The 17,250-nt window shown below is 40.9% G+C and carries 20 protein-coding genes; 19 read left to right on the top strand and 1 reads right to left on the bottom strand.

Annotated features, from left to right (window positions below):
• Positions 1 to 3 precede the first annotated feature (3 nt).
• The 14 genes from aroB to J7J00_RS07145 all read left to right on the top strand — a co-directional run bounded on the left by aroB (position 4) and on the right by J7J00_RS07145 (position 12,632).
• Positions 4 to 1,083: a 3-dehydroquinate synthase gene (gene aroB / locus J7J00_RS07210; protein WP_214789375.1), complete on the top strand. Its 1,080-nt coding sequence runs from the start codon at positions 4 to 6 to the stop codon at positions 1,081 to 1,083.
• 24 nt (positions 1,084 to 1,107) lie between these two features.
• Entirely contained in the window at positions 1,108 to 1,476 is a 369-nt protein-coding gene (gene aroH / locus J7J00_RS07205) for a chorismate mutase (RefSeq protein ID WP_076365659.1), read from the top strand.
• 83 nt (positions 1,477 to 1,559) lie between these two features.
• On the top strand, positions 1,560 to 2,651 hold the full coding sequence (gene hisC / locus J7J00_RS07200; RefSeq protein WP_214789372.1) for a histidinol-phosphate transaminase: 1,092 nt from the start codon (positions 1,560 to 1,562) through the stop codon (positions 2,649 to 2,651).
• A gap of 102 nt (positions 2,652 to 2,753) precedes the next feature.
• Entirely contained in the window at positions 2,754 to 3,857 is a 1,104-nt protein-coding gene (locus J7J00_RS07195) for a prephenate dehydrogenase (RefSeq protein ID WP_141993566.1), read from the top strand.
• Between the two features lie 25 nt (positions 3,858 to 3,882).
• Positions 3,883 to 5,169, top strand: coding sequence for a 3-phosphoshikimate 1-carboxyvinyltransferase (gene aroA, locus J7J00_RS07190; RefSeq protein ID WP_214789369.1), 1,287 nt, complete (start codon positions 3,883 to 3,885; stop codon positions 5,167 to 5,169).
• A gap of 368 nt (positions 5,170 to 5,537) precedes the next feature.
• Positions 5,538 to 6,809, top strand: a complete 1,272-nt coding sequence (locus J7J00_RS07185) for a tetratricopeptide repeat protein (RefSeq protein ID WP_214789363.1) — start codon at positions 5,538 to 5,540, stop codon at positions 6,807 to 6,809.
• Between the two features lie 41 nt (positions 6,810 to 6,850).
• Positions 6,851 to 7,402 (top strand): ReoY family proteolytic degradation factor, encoded by a 552-nt coding sequence (locus J7J00_RS07180; RefSeq protein ID WP_214789360.1) that lies wholly within the window; start codon positions 6,851 to 6,853, stop codon positions 7,400 to 7,402.
• Positions 7,403 to 7,563: 161 nt separating this feature from the next.
• Positions 7,564 to 8,025 carry a YpiF family protein gene (locus tag J7J00_RS07175; protein WP_214789357.1) on the top strand — a complete coding sequence of 154 codons (462 nt, stop codon included), beginning with the start codon at positions 7,564 to 7,566 and terminating at the stop codon, positions 8,023 to 8,025.
• A gap of 160 nt (positions 8,026 to 8,185) precedes the next feature.
• Entirely contained in the window at positions 8,186 to 8,692 is a 507-nt protein-coding gene (locus J7J00_RS07170) for a QcrA and Rieske domain-containing protein (RefSeq protein ID WP_214789353.1), read from the top strand.
• A gap of 3 nt (positions 8,693 to 8,695) precedes the next feature.
• A complete protein-coding gene (gene qcrB / locus J7J00_RS07165) occupies positions 8,696 to 9,370 on the top strand; it encodes a menaquinol-cytochrome c reductase cytochrome b subunit (RefSeq protein ID WP_053346766.1) in 675 nt (224 codons plus the stop codon).
• A 56-nt stretch (positions 9,371 to 9,426) separates the two neighbouring features.
• On the top strand, positions 9,427 to 10,194 hold the full coding sequence (locus J7J00_RS07160) for a menaquinol-cytochrome c reductase cytochrome b/c subunit (protein ID WP_034307972.1): 768 nt from the start codon (positions 9,427 to 9,429) through the stop codon (positions 10,192 to 10,194).
• Between the two features lie 176 nt (positions 10,195 to 10,370).
• The gene (gene lhaT / locus J7J00_RS07155; protein ID WP_214789349.1) at positions 10,371 to 10,967 is read left to right on the top strand and encodes a lipoprotein heptaprenylglyceryl N-acetyltransferase LhaT; all 597 of its coding nucleotides are present in this window, start codon (positions 10,371 to 10,373) and stop codon (positions 10,965 to 10,967) included.
• Positions 10,968 to 11,086: 119 nt separating this feature from the next.
• The gene (ypjB, locus tag J7J00_RS07150; protein ID WP_214789346.1) at positions 11,087 to 11,872 is read left to right on the top strand and encodes a sporulation protein YpjB; all 786 of its coding nucleotides are present in this window, start codon (positions 11,087 to 11,089) and stop codon (positions 11,870 to 11,872) included.
• A gap of 85 nt (positions 11,873 to 11,957) precedes the next feature.
• Positions 11,958 to 12,632: a zinc metallopeptidase gene (locus tag J7J00_RS07145; protein ID WP_214789342.1), complete on the top strand. Its 675-nt coding sequence runs from the start codon at positions 11,958 to 11,960 to the stop codon at positions 12,630 to 12,632.
• A gap of 136 nt (positions 12,633 to 12,768) precedes the next feature.
• Here J7J00_RS07145 and J7J00_RS07140 read toward each other — a convergent pair whose 3' ends face one another.
• Positions 12,769 to 13,641 (bottom strand): YitT family protein, encoded by an 873-nt coding sequence (locus tag J7J00_RS07140; RefSeq protein WP_214789339.1) that lies wholly within the window; start codon positions 13,639 to 13,641, stop codon positions 12,769 to 12,771.
• A 167-nt stretch (positions 13,642 to 13,808) separates the two neighbouring features.
• Between J7J00_RS07140 and J7J00_RS07135 the strand changes: the two genes are divergently transcribed.
• From J7J00_RS07135 to bshA, 5 genes are read left to right on the top strand one after another with little or no spacing between them, the layout of a single operon-like run.
• Positions 13,809 to 14,168: a nucleotide pyrophosphohydrolase gene (locus J7J00_RS07135; RefSeq protein ID WP_098370844.1), complete on the top strand. Its 360-nt coding sequence runs from the start codon at positions 13,809 to 13,811 to the stop codon at positions 14,166 to 14,168.
• Entirely contained in the window at positions 14,161 to 14,961 is an 801-nt protein-coding gene (gene dapB, locus J7J00_RS07130) for a 4-hydroxy-tetrahydrodipicolinate reductase (protein ID WP_098370765.1), read from the top strand. Before J7J00_RS07135 ends, dapB begins: the two co-directional genes overlap by 8 nt.
• 18 nt (positions 14,962 to 14,979) lie before the next feature.
• On the top strand, positions 14,980 to 15,405 hold the full coding sequence (locus J7J00_RS07125) for a methylglyoxal synthase (RefSeq protein WP_214789334.1): 426 nt from the start codon (positions 14,980 to 14,982) through the stop codon (positions 15,403 to 15,405).
• Positions 15,389 to 16,102, top strand: coding sequence for a bacillithiol biosynthesis deacetylase BshB1 (gene bshB1, locus J7J00_RS07120; RefSeq protein ID WP_214789331.1), 714 nt, complete (start codon positions 15,389 to 15,391; stop codon positions 16,100 to 16,102). The genes J7J00_RS07125 and bshB1 overlap by 17 nt, the downstream gene beginning before the upstream one ends.
• 4 nt (positions 16,103 to 16,106) lie before the next feature.
• Positions 16,107 to 17,246: an N-acetyl-alpha-D-glucosaminyl L-malate synthase BshA gene (gene bshA / locus J7J00_RS07115; RefSeq protein ID WP_214789328.1), complete on the top strand. Its 1,140-nt coding sequence runs from the start codon at positions 16,107 to 16,109 to the stop codon at positions 17,244 to 17,246.
• The last annotated feature ends 4 nt before the right edge of the window (positions 17,247 to 17,250 follow it).

Genomic DNA, 17,250 nt, shown 5'->3' with positions numbered 1-17,250 from the left:
ATCATGGAATCCATCCAAATAAAAACGGCTTCCAAGCAATATCCGGTTTTAATTGGCAAGAAGGCAATAAATGAATTGCCAGAATTAATAACACATGAATTAAATCACCTTAACAAGATTCTAATCATAACTGATGAGAAAGTGGCGGCACTTCATTTGGAGACTGTGAAAAACGCCCTGATCAAGACGGGAAAACCGGTCCTGCATCATGTAGTGCCAGAAGGGGAGCATGCTAAAACTTTCGATGTGTTTTATGAATGCCAAAGCTTCTGCTTATCCCATCAGATTAATCGCAAGTCATTGATCATCGCCCTTGGCGGTGGTGCAGTCGGTGACTTGGCTGGATTCGTCGCGGCCACTTTTATGAGAGGGATTCCATTTATACAGGTTCCGACGACTTTGCTCGCCCATGATAGTGCAGTGGGCGGTAAGGTTGCCATCAATCACCCGCTAGGGAAAAATATGATTGGGGCCTTTCATCAGCCTGAAGCGGTCATTTATGATCTTGAATTTCTTAAAACTCTGCCTCTTAAAGAATTAAGGTCAGGTTTTGCGGAAGTCATTAAACATTCCTTGATAGCAGATATTGAATTTTATCTATGGTTAAAGTCGAATATTGTTGATTTGAATGAGATAACGGATGAGCAATTCCTGACAATGATTACAAAAGGAATTGGCATTAAAGCTAAAATTGTCGAAGAGGATGAGAAGGAAAATGGCATTCGTGCCTTTTTGAATTTTGGTCACACGCTTGGACATGCAGTGGAAAGTTCAATGGGATACGGAAACTTTACGCACGGGGAATCAATTTTAATCGGGATGGTATATGCTCTTAAATTAAGCAGAAAGAAAGTGGATCTCGATTTTAAGCTAGATGAGTTTATTGGCTGGGTTTCTTCTTTAGGTTATCAAATAACCATTCCAACCCGACTTGAACATGCAATGCTGCTTGATTTAATGAAAACAGACAAAAAATCGGTCAATGATGCAGCTACCTTTGTTCTGCTAAACGAAGTGGGGTCACCGCTATTAATGGATATAGCTGACTCTGAGCTGATTGAGGAAATGGCGGATATGATATAGAGTTCTGAAGAAGGGGGACTATGTGTGATAAGAGGAATAAGGGGTGCCACTACAGTAGAGAGAGACACAGAAATGGAAGTGATTTCAGCTGCCGAAAAGTTGATGGCAGAGATCATTCAGGTCAACGAGATTGATCCCGATATGGTAGCTTCTGTATTTTTTTCTGCTACGGAAGAGATTCGTTCTGTCTTCCCTGCCAAAGCCTTGAGGAAATTCGAAGGCTGGACATATGTACCGGTTACATGCATGAAAGAAATACCGGTGAGCAATTCCTTGCCATTTTGCATCCGGGTCATGATCCATGTAAATACGACGAAATCTCAAAAAGAGATACATCATGTATACCAGGCAGGGGCTACGGTACTACGGCCAGATTTGACAAAGCAGATATAAGATGATTTTAAATCTATGAATATGATATACTATTCTCGCACTTTCTTACTTTAAAGTGATAAAAATATATAGAGGTGATTGACATGAAATGGAATGAAGCGGTCCTTTCCTTGAAGTCTTATCAACCGGGAAAATCCACTGATGAAGTGAAAAAATTATACGGGCTGGAAAAAATCACGAAATTAGCTTCAAATGAAAATCCTTTTGGCTGTTCGGAAAAGGTCAAGGAATCCGTTAGGAATTCAACCCATTCGTTTGCCATCTATCCGGATGGATATGCAACGATGCTTAGGGAAGCTGTTGCAAAACATACAGGTGTGAAAGAAACGCAGCTTATTTTTGGAAATGGATCTGATGAGAACATTCAAATCATCTCCAGGAGTCTTTTGGGAGCTGGAAAGAATACGGTCATGGCAACAGGCACTTTTTCGCAGTATCGCCATAATGCCACGTTAGAAGGTGCGGAAATCAGGGAAGTTCCTCATATTGACGGTGCTCATGATCTAGAAGGAATGCTTAAAGTAATAGATGAAAAAACGGCGGTAGTCTGGCTTTGTACACCAAATAATCCAACTGGTAAATACATTTCGGAACAGGACTTAGTATCGTTCATCGAAAAAGTGCCGGAAGATGTTCTTATCGTTTTGGATGAAGCTTATTGTGAATATGCAACGGCTGAGGATTACCCGAGAACGAATCAATGGATTAATAAATATAAAAATTTGATCATACTCCGGACATTCTCAAAAATTTATGGACTTGCCAGTTTTAGGGTAGGGTACGGTTTGGCGGATGAGGATATTATTCAGAAACTAGATCCATCCCGGGAACCATTCAATGTGAACACATTCGCACAGAATATTGCTATCGTTGCTTTGGAGGATCAGGCCTTCATTGAAAAATGCAAGGAAGAAAATCAAAAAGGGCTCAAGCGGTACTATGAATTTTGCAATAAGGAAAATTTAGCTTATTACCCGTCACAAGGTAATTTCATCTTTATCCATTTTAAACAGGATGCCGATGTGGTGTTTCAATATTTGCTTGAGCGCGGGTACATCGCAAGGTCGGGGAAATCTTTCGGTTTTCCTAACAGCCTGAGGGTAACGATTGGTTCCACTGAAGAAAATGAAGGAATGATTAATGCTATTAGAACTTTTTTGAATGAAAATGATTAATGCTATTAGAACTTTTTTGAATGAAGTTGAGGCACCTTCTGATTCGCTGCTTTAACGTTTCATCAAACCTAGAGGAGCATAAAAGATGCGGGGGAGAGAAGAGTGAAGGGTAAGGTTTTTGTAATAGGTCTAGGTCTAATTGGCGGATCACTGGCCATGGCTGTACGCCATGCTCATCCTGAAGCCGTGATTGTTGGTACGGACCTAAGTGAAAAGAATATTCAACTTTCGATGCTATTGGGAATCATTGATGATTCTGTATCATCTTTGGAAGCGGGAGCACGTGAAGCTGATTTGATTCTACTTGCTGTGCCTGTCAATGAAACCGTGAAGATTTTAGCTCAATTGGCCGATATGGAGTTAAAGAGTGATGTCCTCATATCGGATGCAGGAAGTACGAAGGATACAGTCGTTAAGGCAGCAAAACCATTGATAGATAAAGGGGTGGCCTTCATCGGGGGGCACCCTATGGCTGGTTCCCATAAAAGCGGCGCTGGGGCAGCCAAATTGCATTTATTCGAACATGCATTTTATTTGCTTACTCCCGGAGATTCCATTGAAGAAGAAAAAGTTGAGCAGCTGAAAGGGTGGCTGCAAGGGACAAGAGCTAACTTTCTGGTTGTGAGTCCTGCCATGCATGATAAGCTGACTGGGGTCATTAGTCATTTTCCGCATATTGTCGCATCGGGGCTCGTTAAACAGGCAGAAAATTACAGTAAGGAAAACAAGTTGATTTCAAGGCTTGCAGCAGGCGGATTCCGAGATATTACAAGAATTGCTTCAAGCAGTCCGGAAATGTGGCGTGACATTTTGTTACATAACCGGGATGTGCTACTTGAATTAATGAATGATTGGCTGAATGAAATGGAGCATATAAAAGGTCTGGTTGCGAATGAAGATAGTGAAGAAATCCTTCGATTCTTTACCGATGCCAAGATTTTCAGGGATGATTTGCCAACACATGCAAAAGGCGCCATACCAGCGTTTTATGATTTATATATCGATATACCGGATTATGCCGGAATAATTTCTGAGATTACCGGATATTTGGCTCAAGAAGGTATCAGTATTACAAACATAAGGATCATTGAAACCAGGGAAGAGATATACGGTGTGCTGGTCATCAGCTTTCAAACGGACGTTGATCGCATAAAAGCTGCGGAGTGTATTTCTAGACATACAGATTATGAAACGATCCTGGCATAATATTTTGATAGGAAAGGATGGTTTTATGAATACAAAAAAATTACAAACGAACATCCAGACATTACGTGGTTCGATTGCCATACCTGGAGATAAGTCGATCTCCCATCGTTCGATAATGTTCGGAGCACTAGCCGAAGGGGAAACGACAGTCACTAATTTTCTTCCAGGAGCCGATTGTTTAAGTACGATTTCCTGTTTTAAGCAGCTTGGAGTCCATATTGAACAAGATGGCCAGAACGTTAAAATTGAAGGCAAAGGTTTTAATGGATTGAAGGAACCTGAATCTGTACTGGATGTCGGAAATTCTGGTACGACGATCAGGTTAATGATGGGCATTTTGGCAGGACAGCAATTTTCGGCCGTTTTGGCAGGTGATGAATCGATAGCCAAACGTCCAATGACCCGGGTAGTCAACCCTCTTCGTCAGATGGGAGCAGTCATTGACGGCCGAAAAGGAGCCGAATACACCCCGCTCTTCATAAGAGGTGGCAAATTAAAAGGGTTTCGCTATGAATTGCCTGTAGCAAGTGCGCAGGTAAAATCAGCGATAATCTTGGCTGGTTTACAGTCAGAAGGTGAAACGATCATTATCGAACCGGAAGAGACCCGTGATCATACAGAACGAATGATCCAAGAGTTTGGCGGGAAAATCGAAAAGGACGGTCAAACGATTAAAGTAAGCGGAAACCAAGTCTTCAAAGGGACCGCCATCCATGTGCCGGGTGATATTTCTTCGGCGGCTTTCTTCATGGTGGCTGCAGCGATTACGGAAAATAGTGAAGTGGTGTTAAAGAATGTGGGCCTTAATTCGACAAGGACTGGAATCATCGAAGTCATGAAATCGATGGGGGCGGATATTACGATAGAGAAGAAGACGAGCGAGGGTGAACCTGCAGGAGACATCACTGTCAGAAGCTCCCGACTAAAAGGGACGACCATCAGCGGTGATCTAATTCCCCGTCTCATCGATGAAATACCGGTAATTGCACTTCTGGCAACACAGGCTGAAGGGATAACGACAATTAAGGATGCTGCAGAACTTAAAGTGAAAGAGACGAATCGAATTGATACTGTTGCAAATGAGCTCTCCATCCTTGGGGCAGATATAACCCCGACAGCAGACGGATTGATCATCAAAGGACGAAAAGCCCTTAATGGAGGTATGGTTACAAGCCATGGAGATCATCGTATCGGGATGATGCTTGCTGTAGCGGCTTTGATAACGGATGGGGAAGTGGAACTTGCTGACCCTGATGCCATAGATGTATCATATCCACAATTTTTTGGGCATTTGAGCCAATTGATAAAGTAAATATAAAAAAAGTTTACATACCTTATTTGGTCTGTAAACTTTTTTTAAATGCTTAAAAGTGTTGAAAGCGCTAACATTCGGGCTTTTTTTTACCTGTATGGTCATGAAAATAATGAAAAAGGGGTTCATGATCAAAAAGGAGATTTACCGTAGCGTGGAGAATTAACTAGTAACCTTTTTTTAATGAGAATGGGAGGGGACTTCATCAATGGAATACAGGGCTACAGTATGGTAAACTAGTGAATACTGTTTACTATGCATCTCGCGATTACATGGTATTTTGTTCTTAATGGAAGAATATGTTACATTATGACGTGAGTGTGTATGACTAGGGACCAAGTCTATCATGCAAAAGGAAGGATTCAACAATGAACTCAGTGGAACAAGTTATACAGCATTTAAAAAAAGGGGAATTAACAGAAGCTCTTAAACATATAAATCGAATTAAATCATCAGAGTCAGCAGAGGACATATTGTTGCTGGCCGAAGAAATGCTCCAGCTTGGTTTTGCGGAGGAGGCAAAGGATCTTTTTGAACACCTGCTGCAACTCTATCCCAATGAAGGAGAATTGATTGTTTCGTTGGCGGAAATCCTTATTGACATGGACCAGGAAGATGAAGCGATGCTGATGCTTGAAAAAGTAAGTGCAGATGATGAAGTATATCCAAGTGCTTTGCTTTTGGAAGCGGACCTTTATCAATTACAGGGGATGGATGAGGTCAGCGAACGGAAATTACAGCAAGCCAAGGAAATGCTTCCAGATGAGATCATCATTGATTTTGCACTAGCTGAACTGTTCTTTCATCAAGGAAGGGATCAGGAAGCCATTGCAAATTACATAAAGGTTTTGGAACATGAACAAGAAATCGCTGGTGTTAATGTCAATCAGAGGCTTGCTGAAGCATTAAGCAGTTCAGGGAAGTTCGAGGAGGCCCTTCCGCACTTTGAAAAGGCCTTACAGGATGGACTTGAAATCAATACCCTATTTGAATATGCATTTACAGCTTTTCAGGCAGGCCTTTATGAGACAGCCGTACGAAAGTTTATTGAACTGAAAGAATTAGATCATGAATACCATTCTCTATATTTGTACCTGGCAAAGAGTTATGAACATCTTGAAGATTTGGAAAATGCCTTGAAAACGGTCAAAGAAGGAATCAAGGCTGATGAATTCAATAAGGAACTTTACTTCTTCGGTGGAAAAATAGCCTTGAAAAGCGGGATTGATGAAGAGGCGGAAAATCTATTTAAAGAAGCACTTGCCATTGATCCGGGATACCTGGAAGCTGCACTCACTCTATTGAAATTGTATATGCACCACGAAAGGTATGAAGATGTATTGGAGTGTATTGGTGAAGTAAGGCGATATGGAGAGGATGATCCGCAGTTTGAATGGATAGCTGCTGTATCTTATCAACAAACCGAACAATTTAAAGAGTCATTAACCAGTTATCATAAAGCATATAATTCATTCAAGAACAATCAAGATTTCCTTGAAGATTATGGTTTCTTTTTAATTGAAGAAGGAGACAGAGCCACATCTAGAGAAGTATTTAATAAGCTGCTTGAGATGAACCCGGCGAATGATGAGTATGCAATGATTTTGGAGCGGCTAGGTGAAAGCACGGATGAAATGTAGATAAGTGAAACAAAACTAAATCAAGACAGAGGAGGGAATTCATGGTGGCTGCCCCTGTTTCTGTGAATGAGAAGAAGGATTTTATTCGGTGGTTTTTAAATCATTATCAATTGAAACGAAGAGAATGCGTATGGATATTGAATTACTTAATGAGTCATGATCAACTAATGAAAAAGGTTCATTTTGTAGAAAATGCACAATATTGCCCACGTGGACTGATCATGTCGACACATTGTGTGGATGAAGTCCCTTTCAGGTTCTATAAGTCCAATATCATGACGACCGATGCAGAGAAATCTTTTCATGATATCCGTTTAAATCGGGATGAAGATATTTATATTCAGCTCAATTTTAAATCGTCTTACTCTTCCTATCAATATGCAGCGGTACTCGAGCACAATCCCTTCATGCCGAAATCAACTGCATCGAATGAAAAAGATCAGCTGCTGGCTGAACAATTTTTAGAAAGAAGCATGTTGTATTTTCAAAGGGACCGACTGCTTAAGGAAATCGATGAAGCACTTGATAAGCATGATGAACAAGCATTTAAGTACTTAACAGAACAATTGAATCAATTAAAAGTACTTGGATAAAATAAATTGACCTTTCCGTAATCAGGAAAGGTTTTTATTTTTTATAAAAAATTGATAAAATCCACATTTTTGTAAAGACTATGGGTATATGGTAAAGATGTTATAAAAATAATGGTAAAATGAAAAGGAGTTGATTCAAAAAATCGGGAGTGAAGTAAAACATGAAGTGGACAGCAAAAGATCTTGACATGTATATGCAGTCAAAAGAGTATGTGGATACCGTTTTGATTCCTTTGGTTCCCCTATCTTTTAAAGGGCAAATGAAGCAATCTGGCTCAATGAATGAATTTCTTACCATTTTAAGCTTGGAAATTGAAAAGCAAATGAAAGGAAGAATTCTTTTATTGCCAACATTTCATTATATAAGTGATGAAATGGATAAGGTTGAGCGGTTAAAGCGTTGGGCCAATGAAGTGAAAGAAAATGATTTCGAGCATGTTTTTTTTCTTACATCGGATTTTGAGTGGAAAAAGGAAGAGCGGGAATTAGAAAATAATTTAGTATGGATTCCTGCCATCCCCCTCGATGGGCTTGAAATTGAACAAGCAAGGGAAATGATTAATCAGCAAGTTATCCAAATCCTTGATATTTTCTCTTATAATTGGAAAAATGAAAAAAAGTAGGATTTTTCGCATTATTTGACACATTGTTGCCACCTTTTGGGTTTTACAAATATTGACCTTGGTAAATTATTGAGATATCATGGAAATGTCCTAGTTTTATAGTGTCGCTATTTATTGGTCCTTTGGGCTCTCAGTATAGTAATAGAGGGGGGGAAAACGCATGAGCAAGCATAATGTTTCACGACGTCAATTCCTTAATTACACACTTACTGGCGTTGGTGGATTTATGGCGGCCGGTATGTTGATGCCTATGGTTAGGTTTGCAATTGATCCTGTATTATCAGCTGATAAAGGCGGGGATTACGTTGCAACTAAACAGAAGGTAAGTGAACTGACTACCGAACCAACCCGTGTCGACTTTAGTTTTAAACAGGTCGATGGGTGGTATGAGTCTGAAGAAACAAATACAGCATGGGTTTACAAAACGGATGATGGTAAGATCGTTGCTTTATCTCCAATCTGTAAACATTTAGGCTGTACAGTAGGTTGGAATACGGATAAGACTAATCCGAATCAATTTTTCTGTCCTTGCCATTATGGCAGGTATACGAAAGATGGGGTGAATGTGAAAGGGACACCGCCGGTTTCACCATTGGATGTCTTTGACACGAAAGAAAAAGATGGAATACTTTATTTGGGTCAACTAAAACCGCATGGGGAGGCGTAAACATTGCTAACAAAGTTATATGACTGGGTGGACGAGCGTTTAGATATTACGCCATTATGGCGGGATATTGCTGACCATGAGGTTCCTGAACATGTTAACCCCGCACATCATTTTTCTGCATTCGTATATTGTTTTGGTGGGTTAACTTTCTTTATTACGGTCATCCAAATCTTGTCAGGCATGTTCTTGACGATGTACTATGTCCCGGATATTAAAAACGCTTGGGAATCTGTTTATTATTTGCAAAATGAAGTTGCCTTCGGTCAAATTGTCCGTGGTATGCATCACTGGGGAGCTAGTCTAGTTATCGTTATGATGTTTCTACATACTCTTCGTGTCTTCTTCCAGGGAGCTTACAAAAAACCGCGTGAATTGAACTGGATGGTCGGCGTATTGATTTTCTTCATCATGCTGGCATTAGGCTTGACTGGTTATTTATTGCCATGGGATATGAAAGCGCTATTCGCAACGAAAGTTACTTTGACAATTGTCGATTCGGTACCATTGATGGGACCGGCACTCAAGACATTGATAGCAGGAGATCCAACCATCGTTGGAGCACAGACATTGACACGATTCTTTGCAATTCATGTATTCTTCCTGCCAGCAGCATTATTTGCTTTACTAGCGGCTCATTTCCTGATGATCCGAAAACAAGGTATTTCAGGTCCACTATAAAAGAATGGTGAGCCAAAAACCAAAAAAACCTTTTCATAAAGGAGGGGAATTGTTCAATGCATCGTGGGAAAGGTATGAAATTCGTAGGTGACTCGCGTATCTCCGCGGACCGTAAACCGAATATTCCGAAAGATTATTCAGAATATCCTGGGAAAACTGAAGCATTTTGGCCTAATTTCCTTTTAAAAGAGTGGATGGTAGGAGCTGTATTTCTTGTAGGTTATCTTTGCCTGACAATCGCGCATCCGTCACCATTGGAAAGGATAGCAGATCCAACAGATACAGGGTACATTCCGCTGCCGGACTGGTATTTCCTATTCCTTTACCAATTACTTAAGTATACCTATGCTTCAGGTCCTTATAATGCAATCGGGTCCATGGTAATACCTGGTTTGGCTTTCGGGGCATTGCTCTTGGCACCTTTTCTAGATCGTGGTCCAGAGCGGAGCCCGGCGAAACGTCCTTTTGCTGTAGGCTTCATGTTATTGGCAATGGCCGGCGTTTTCTATTTAACATGGGAGTCCGCAGCCCATCACGATTGGGAAGCTTCCAAGAAGCAGGGTGCGATCGTGGAAGGCGCAGACATAGATAAAGAGAGCGATGGGTATAAATTGATGGATTCTAATGGCTGTATCAGCTGTCATGGAGCAGAATTAACTGGTGGAGCAGGAGCACCAAGCTTAATTGACACTGGTTTAAAGCCAGAAGAAATCTCTAAGATCGCAGTCAAAGGCCAGGGCGCCATGCCAGCTGGCATGTTCAAAGGTACAGATGAAGAATTGAAAACATTAGCTGAATTTGTATCAGGTTTATCGACAAAATAATATAGCCATCAACAGATTTTCTTTCATATGCTGCAAAAGAAGCTGACGACCACGGTTGTCGGCTTTTTTATTGGTAAATTGAAGTGTTAATGAGAAGAAATTGAAATGAATACTTGGTTTTCTGGATGATGGCCTGTAAAATGAGTATACATGAGAATGTAAGTGAGGGTAAAAGAATGAATATTATCTACAGTTGGCTTGCAAATCGGCAAATGCTCGCTTTGTTATTATTAATAAATATATTCGGAACTGCCTATGGATATTATTGGTACGGTAGTCAATTGGAAAACACACCGGCGATTTTTTTGGCATTTGTACCGGATAGCCCGACTGCCAGCCTGTTTTTTGTATTTGTTTTAGTGGGGTTCCTATTAAGAAGGAATTTCGGACTTATGGAAGCATTGGCGATAATGACACTATTCAAATATGGCATATGGGCAGTTGTAATGAATCTGATGACCTTCGTGACGACAGGTTCATTGCCATGGGAAGGCTATATGTTAATGGCTTCTCATTTGGGGATGGCGATTCAAGGTGTATTATATGCACCATTTTATCGAATAAAACCTTGGCATATGATAGTGGCAGGGATTTGGACCATACATAATGACATAATCGATTATGTTTTTGAAATGATGCCAATATACCGTGATTTATTGGTATATATGAATTCGATAGGTTATTTCACTTTTTGGCTTAGCATACTTTCCATTTTTGTCGGCTGGTACTTTGGATATAGAAATAAGCGAATCACCCTATCCTTCATCCCTTAAAAAGTTAACTCTAAATACAGCTTTGTAAAGGCAGGGTTAACTTTTTTATGTTGAACGAGGTCTACTCATGTTTTTTCTTTCATATCGTTTTAGTAGAGATATGAGGAGGGACGAGTAGCATGTTGAAAAAATTCATATTAACCATTGCTGTTTTATTTGTCGTCTTACATTTCCCTGTCTATGCAGCATCCTCTTCAAGTTTGGAGCAATTAGATGACATTTCCGATAGAGCCTTGGAAATGACCAAGTTGAAGCGATATGGAGATTCGGAAAAGATGCTGACGTTTTTTTCTGACCGGTTTTTAAAAGAGACAGCGAAAGAGCAGATCCTTGACATGGACGAACTTCGAATTATCACTGTAGCTCATAATGAGGCGTTGATGACAATAAAGGATATGAACAAGGGAGATTCCGAAAAGGTTAATTCTGTTACAAAGTTCCGGCTTGTTGTTGATGCGGTCAAGTCTACCCATCAGCCCCTTTGGACAGAGATGGAGGATCAAATGATGAATTCTTTCCAGCAAACAAAGAACGCCGCGATCAATCAAGACACAATTACATTCAATAGCCAATTGAACTTATTCCTATCACAATATGAAATGATATATCCAAGCTTGAAAGTCGACCTTTCTAAAGAAACGATGCAGCAACTGGACACGAGAATCCAATACATCAACCAATACCGTCCGGAGGTAATCAGTGATGGAGAAAGTCAAAAGGAACTGGATGCGCTGCAAAACGAACTAAGCACCATTTTTGATGAAATGGGGGAAGATGATGCAGATCCTTCCCTTTGGTGGGTCATCATATCGACAGGCTCAATCATTATCATGACGCTTTCATATGTAGGCTGGAGAAAATATAAAGGTGATAGGGAAAAACCAAGGAAAGAACATAATGATTAAAAAGACACGGGAAGAGAACACTATATTTGACACGGTTGCCTTCAATCCATAGAATTAAGAGTAATAATAGTTATAGGAGGATACCATGTATTTCATTTATTTGGCGATTATCATTTTAATCCCGATTTATGCACAAATGAAAGTGAAAAGAACATATAAAAAATATTCAAAGGTATCGGCCTCTTCTGGTATGAATGGTGCTGAGACGGCGCGGGCCATCTTGGATCAAAATGGACTGTTCAATGTCAGGGTCGAAGAGACACCTGGAATGCTTTCGGACCATTATGACCCAAGGGATAAAACGGTGCGTTTATCATCTGATAATTATCACGGCCATTCAGTTGCCGGTGTAGCGGTTGCAGCCCATGAAGTTGGACATGCGATTCAAGATAAAGAAGCATATGCATTCTTGCGTTTCCGCCATGCATTAGTACCGGTAGCTAATTTTGGCTCTAACATATCTTGGATTTTGATTTTAATCGGGATGTTAGCTTCAATTCCTGGGTTGTTATTGGCGGGTATCGCGTTTATGGCAGCCGCTGTATTGTTCCAAGTGATAACCCTGCCTGTTGAATTCAATGCTTCTTCTCGGGCGATGGATCAACTCGTTTCCGTTGGGGTCATCCGGAATGATGAAGAACGGGAAACGAAAAAAGTATTAAGTGCTGCTGCGATGACTTATGTTGCTGCTGCTCTTGTAGCCGTTCTGGAATTAGTTCGTCTTCTGCTTATGTATACAGGGATGAGGGAAGAGGATTAATTGAAAAAGGACACCATCTTGGGATGGGGTCCTTTTTTATTTTTAAAAGTATTTGCTTCACATCGCTAATAAAATTCAGTTAGTAGGGCAATATTCATAAGGATTGCATTCCATCGGTATGCCACAAATAAAAGGATTACCTTTCAATGGGATTCTTGTTTTCATCAAGGGTAAAGCCCTCACCCAATACATCATGCACTTCACTTACAGATACAAATGCATGAGGGTCCACCGATGTTATGGCAGTCTTTAAGCGGACTAGTTCATTTTTACCAACAACACAGTAGAGTACTTCCCGGTCATTGCGTGTAAAGGACCCATATCCCCTTAATACGGTTACGCCCCGCTCCATATCATTCATGATTTTTTCAGCAATTTGCTTGTTTTTATCACTAATGATCATTGCGCCTCTAGCAGCATAGGCTCCTTCTTGCATAAAGTCGATTACCCTGGCACCTATAAATACGGCAACGAGGGTATACATCGCTTGCCGGTAATCAAGGTAGGTTAGGATGGACAGGCCAATGACGATGGCATCAAAGATGAACATGGTCCGTCCCATGCCCATCCCCAAGTAACGATGGGCAAAACGGGCGATGATATCCACTCCGCCTGTTGTCCCGCCGTAGCGAAAGATGATGCCCAGCCCGACACCAACAGAAACCCCGGCAAACAATGCCACCAGCATCAAATCGTTTCCGAGATCGATATCAATTTCGTATTTCTCGAATATCCAAAGCCAAACGGAGAGGCCGACAGTGCCGATAATCGTATAAAAGAAAGATGTACGCCCTAAATATTTCCACCCTATTAAAAATAAGGGAATATTCAAAATCAAATTAGAATAAGAAGGATTTATCCCGATAAGTTGATATATAATCAAGGTGAGACCGGTGAATCCGCCTTCGGCCAAGTTGTTCTGCATGTTAAAATGCACGAGGCCAAAGGCGAATATTCCAGCCCCAAAAAGGATGAATATAATATTTTTCATTTTTAAGCCCAAAAGCATGTCCCATACCTCCAAAGGTTTGCATATCATCAATTTACTTATTATAACTAATTAACCAACTATGGGCAATTTTGATTCGCGAACGTATCTGTTGTCTTCTGTTTCACTTTTAGCTAACATGGAGAAGGTATGGTGTTTGAAAACGAAAATCAAGAATGGGTGACGATATGGAAAAGCATAAGACGATCCAACAAATGCAAGCGGAAGTCGACCAATACATAGGACAATTTAAAGAAGGATATTTCAGCCCTCTGGCCATGCTCGCCCGCTTGTCTGAAGAACTTGGTGAATTAGCTAGGGAAGTCAATCATTACCATGGTGAAAAACCAAAGAAGGCAACTGAGGAAGAGAATTCGATTGAAGCGGAATTAGGGGACATGCTTTTTGTGTTGATTTGTTTTGCCAATTCTTTAGGGATTGACCTTCAAAACTCGCATGATTTGGTCATGGAAAAGTTTACAACCCGCGATAAAGATAGATGGACAAGAAAAGAAGAGAAAATGGAGGAGGAAGGTAAAGATGAGTAAAGTGAAAGTGATTGTAGCTGGTCCACGTGGCAGAATGGGAAATGAAGCGGTGAAACTTGTACATAGGACAGAAGGGTTTGAATTGGCAGCTGTCATAGATCGCAAGCATAACGGGGAAAGCATCTCCGCGATAGAAGGTTTTCACGGTATTGAAGCGCCGGTTTTTTCAGATATAAATGAATGCTTTTCTTCTATAAAGGCGGACGTATTGATCGATTTGACCACACCGGAAGTGGGGATGTTCCATACCGAAACGGCACTTAATCATGGTATCCGCCCTGTAGTGGGAACGACTGGTTTTACTAAGGAAGATTTAGCGAAACTGGATTCATTAACAAAAGAAAAGGGCATTGGTTGCATCATCGCGCCAAACTTTGCAATTGGGGCCATTTTGATGATGAAGTTTTCCCAAATGGCTGCAAAGTATTTCCCTGATGTAGAAATCATAGAAATGCACCATGATCAAAAACTGGATGCACCTTCTGGCACTGCTTCCAAAACGGCAGACATGATTGCAGCGGTACGGGAAACAAAACAACAGGGGCACCCTAATGAAAAAGAAACCATCCAGGGGGCAAGAGGTGCAAATGTAGATGGCATGCATATCCACAGTGTACGGCTACCGGGACTGGTTGCCCATCAACAGGTGCTTTTTGGAAGTGATGGAGAGCTATTGACGGTTCGGCATGATTCGTTTAATCGAGCGTCCTTCATGTCAGGAGTCAAACTTGCTGTCGATACCGTCATGAAATTGGATGTTCTTGTATACGGCCTGGAAAATATTATCGAATAGGGATCAGGAGGATTTACGATGAAAATTGCCTTAATTGCCCATGATAAGAAAAAAGAAGATATCATTCGATTTGTAACAGCCTATAAAGCTGTATTTGAGCAGCATGAATTATTTGCAACAGGTACAACCGGGAAAAGAATCATGGAAGAAGTATCACTGCCTGTCCATCGTTTTCATTCAGGACCTCTTGGCGGGGATCAGGAAATAGGTGCAATGATTGCACGCGGAGAAATGGACATGATCCTGTTTTTCCGCGATCCTTTGACATCACAGCCGCATGAACCTGATGTATCGGCGCTTATACGACTATCAGATGTATATGAAATTCCCTTGGCGACAAATATGGGCACGGCAGAAGTGCTGATACAAGGATTGAAACATGGGTATATGGACTGGCTTAAACTACGGCAAAAACAAGGTGAGATAAATGAAAAACAAAAGTAACATAGATATCCTGGCTTTTGGCGCACATGCGGATGATGTTGAAATCGGTATGGGCGGCACAATCGCTAAATATGTACAACAAGGCAGGAAAATTGTCATTTGTGATTTGACAAAAGCTGAAATGTCATCCAATGGAACCGTTTCATTGCGGCTAGAGGAAGCGCATAAGGCTGCTGAAATCCTTGGGGTGACGAGGGTTTCCCTTGATTTACCCGACCGGGGACTATACATGAAAGCGGAATACATAAATCAAATCATTACGGTCATTCGCCAATATAAACCTGCCCTTGTATTTGCACCATTTTTGGAAGATCGCCATCCCGATCATGGTAACTGTGCCAAATTAGTGGAGGAAGCAGTTTTTTCGGCAGGAGTAAGAAAGTATATGGAAGAAGAAGGCCTGGATTCTCATCGTGTCCAAAATATGTACTATTATATGATCAATGGGTTTCACAAACCGGACTTCGTCGTGGACATCACTTCTACAATTTCGAAAAAGCTGGTTAGCCTCAGGGCATATGGCAGCCAATTCGAAAAAAGTCAAATATCTGTAGAAACACCGCTAGTTAATGGCTATATCGAGACTGTAGAGGCACGGGAGCGGATGTTCGGTAAAGAAGTGGGTGTCGCCTATGCGGAGGGATTCATGACAAAAAAACCGTTACTGATCGATGCCGACTTGTTAGGAGAAAAATAAGCTTATGAAATTAAAAATTGGAATTACCTGTTACCCTACAGTTGGGGGTTCTGGTGTCGTAGCAACTGAATTAGGTAAGATGCTTGCAGAAAAAGGACATGAAATACATTTCATTTCTTCAAGCCTCCCTTTTCGCTTGAATAAGATGTACTGTAATATTTTTTATCACCAGGTTGAAGTGAACTCGTATTCAGTCTTTCAATATCCACCATATGACCTGGCTCTTGCTAGCAAAATAGCGGATGTCGTAAAACGGGAGAAATTAGATATCCTTCACGTTCATTATGCAATTCCACATGCTGTTTGTGCGATCCTTGCAAAGCAGATGTCAGGTAATGAAGTAAAGATCGTAACCACACTGCATGGTACGGACATAACCGTATTAGGCCATGATCCCTCATTGACCAATTTAATAAAATTCGGGATAGAGCAATCAGATGTCGTTACAGGAGTATCTAATTCCCTTGTTCAGCAGACGCACGAATTAATCGCGCCGGATAAGGAAATCAAAACCGTCTATAATTTTATTGATGAGAGAGATTACCATAAATCTAATTCCGATTACCTTAAGGATGAATACGGAATCAGTGAAGATGAAAAAGTGATCATCCATGTTTCGAATTTCCGTTCGGTCAAGCGAGTGAAAGACGTTATCCAGGCGTTTTATTTAACTCAAAAGAAAATGCCTGCAAAGCTTCTACTTGTAGGAGACGGGCCAGAAGTGACAACCGTATTGAAATTGGCTAAAGATCTTGGAATCGATGATTCGGTCTTGTTTCTTGGTAAGCAGGATAACCTTGCCGAATTATATTCAATCAGTGATTTGATATTCCTGTTATCGGAAAAAGAGAGTTTCGGACTTGTGCTGCTCGAGGCGATGGCATGTGGAGTTCCTTGTATCGGGACGAATATCGGGGGAATTCCTGAAGTTATCGTTGATGGGAAGACTGGTTATATTTGTGAATTGGGAGATGTCAATATGGTTGCTGAAAAAGCGGTTGGACTTTTAAGCGACCCGATTTTACATAAACGCTTTTCTGAAGCTGCGCTGGAAAGGGCCAATACTGATTTTCACTCCGATACGATCATGTCAGAGTATGAAGCCATCTACATTCAAGCACTTGAAAGTAAATCCATGGAATAGGGAG

It is taken from the genome of Bacillus sp. ISL-4 (genome assembly GCF_018613275.1).
In the GTDB taxonomy this organism is placed as follows: Bacteria; Bacillota; Bacilli; order Bacillales; family DSM-1321; genus Peribacillus; species Peribacillus simplex_E.
The sequence above is the reverse complement of the archived record's forward strand: the minus strand, read 5'-3'. Positions and strand labels throughout refer to the sequence as shown.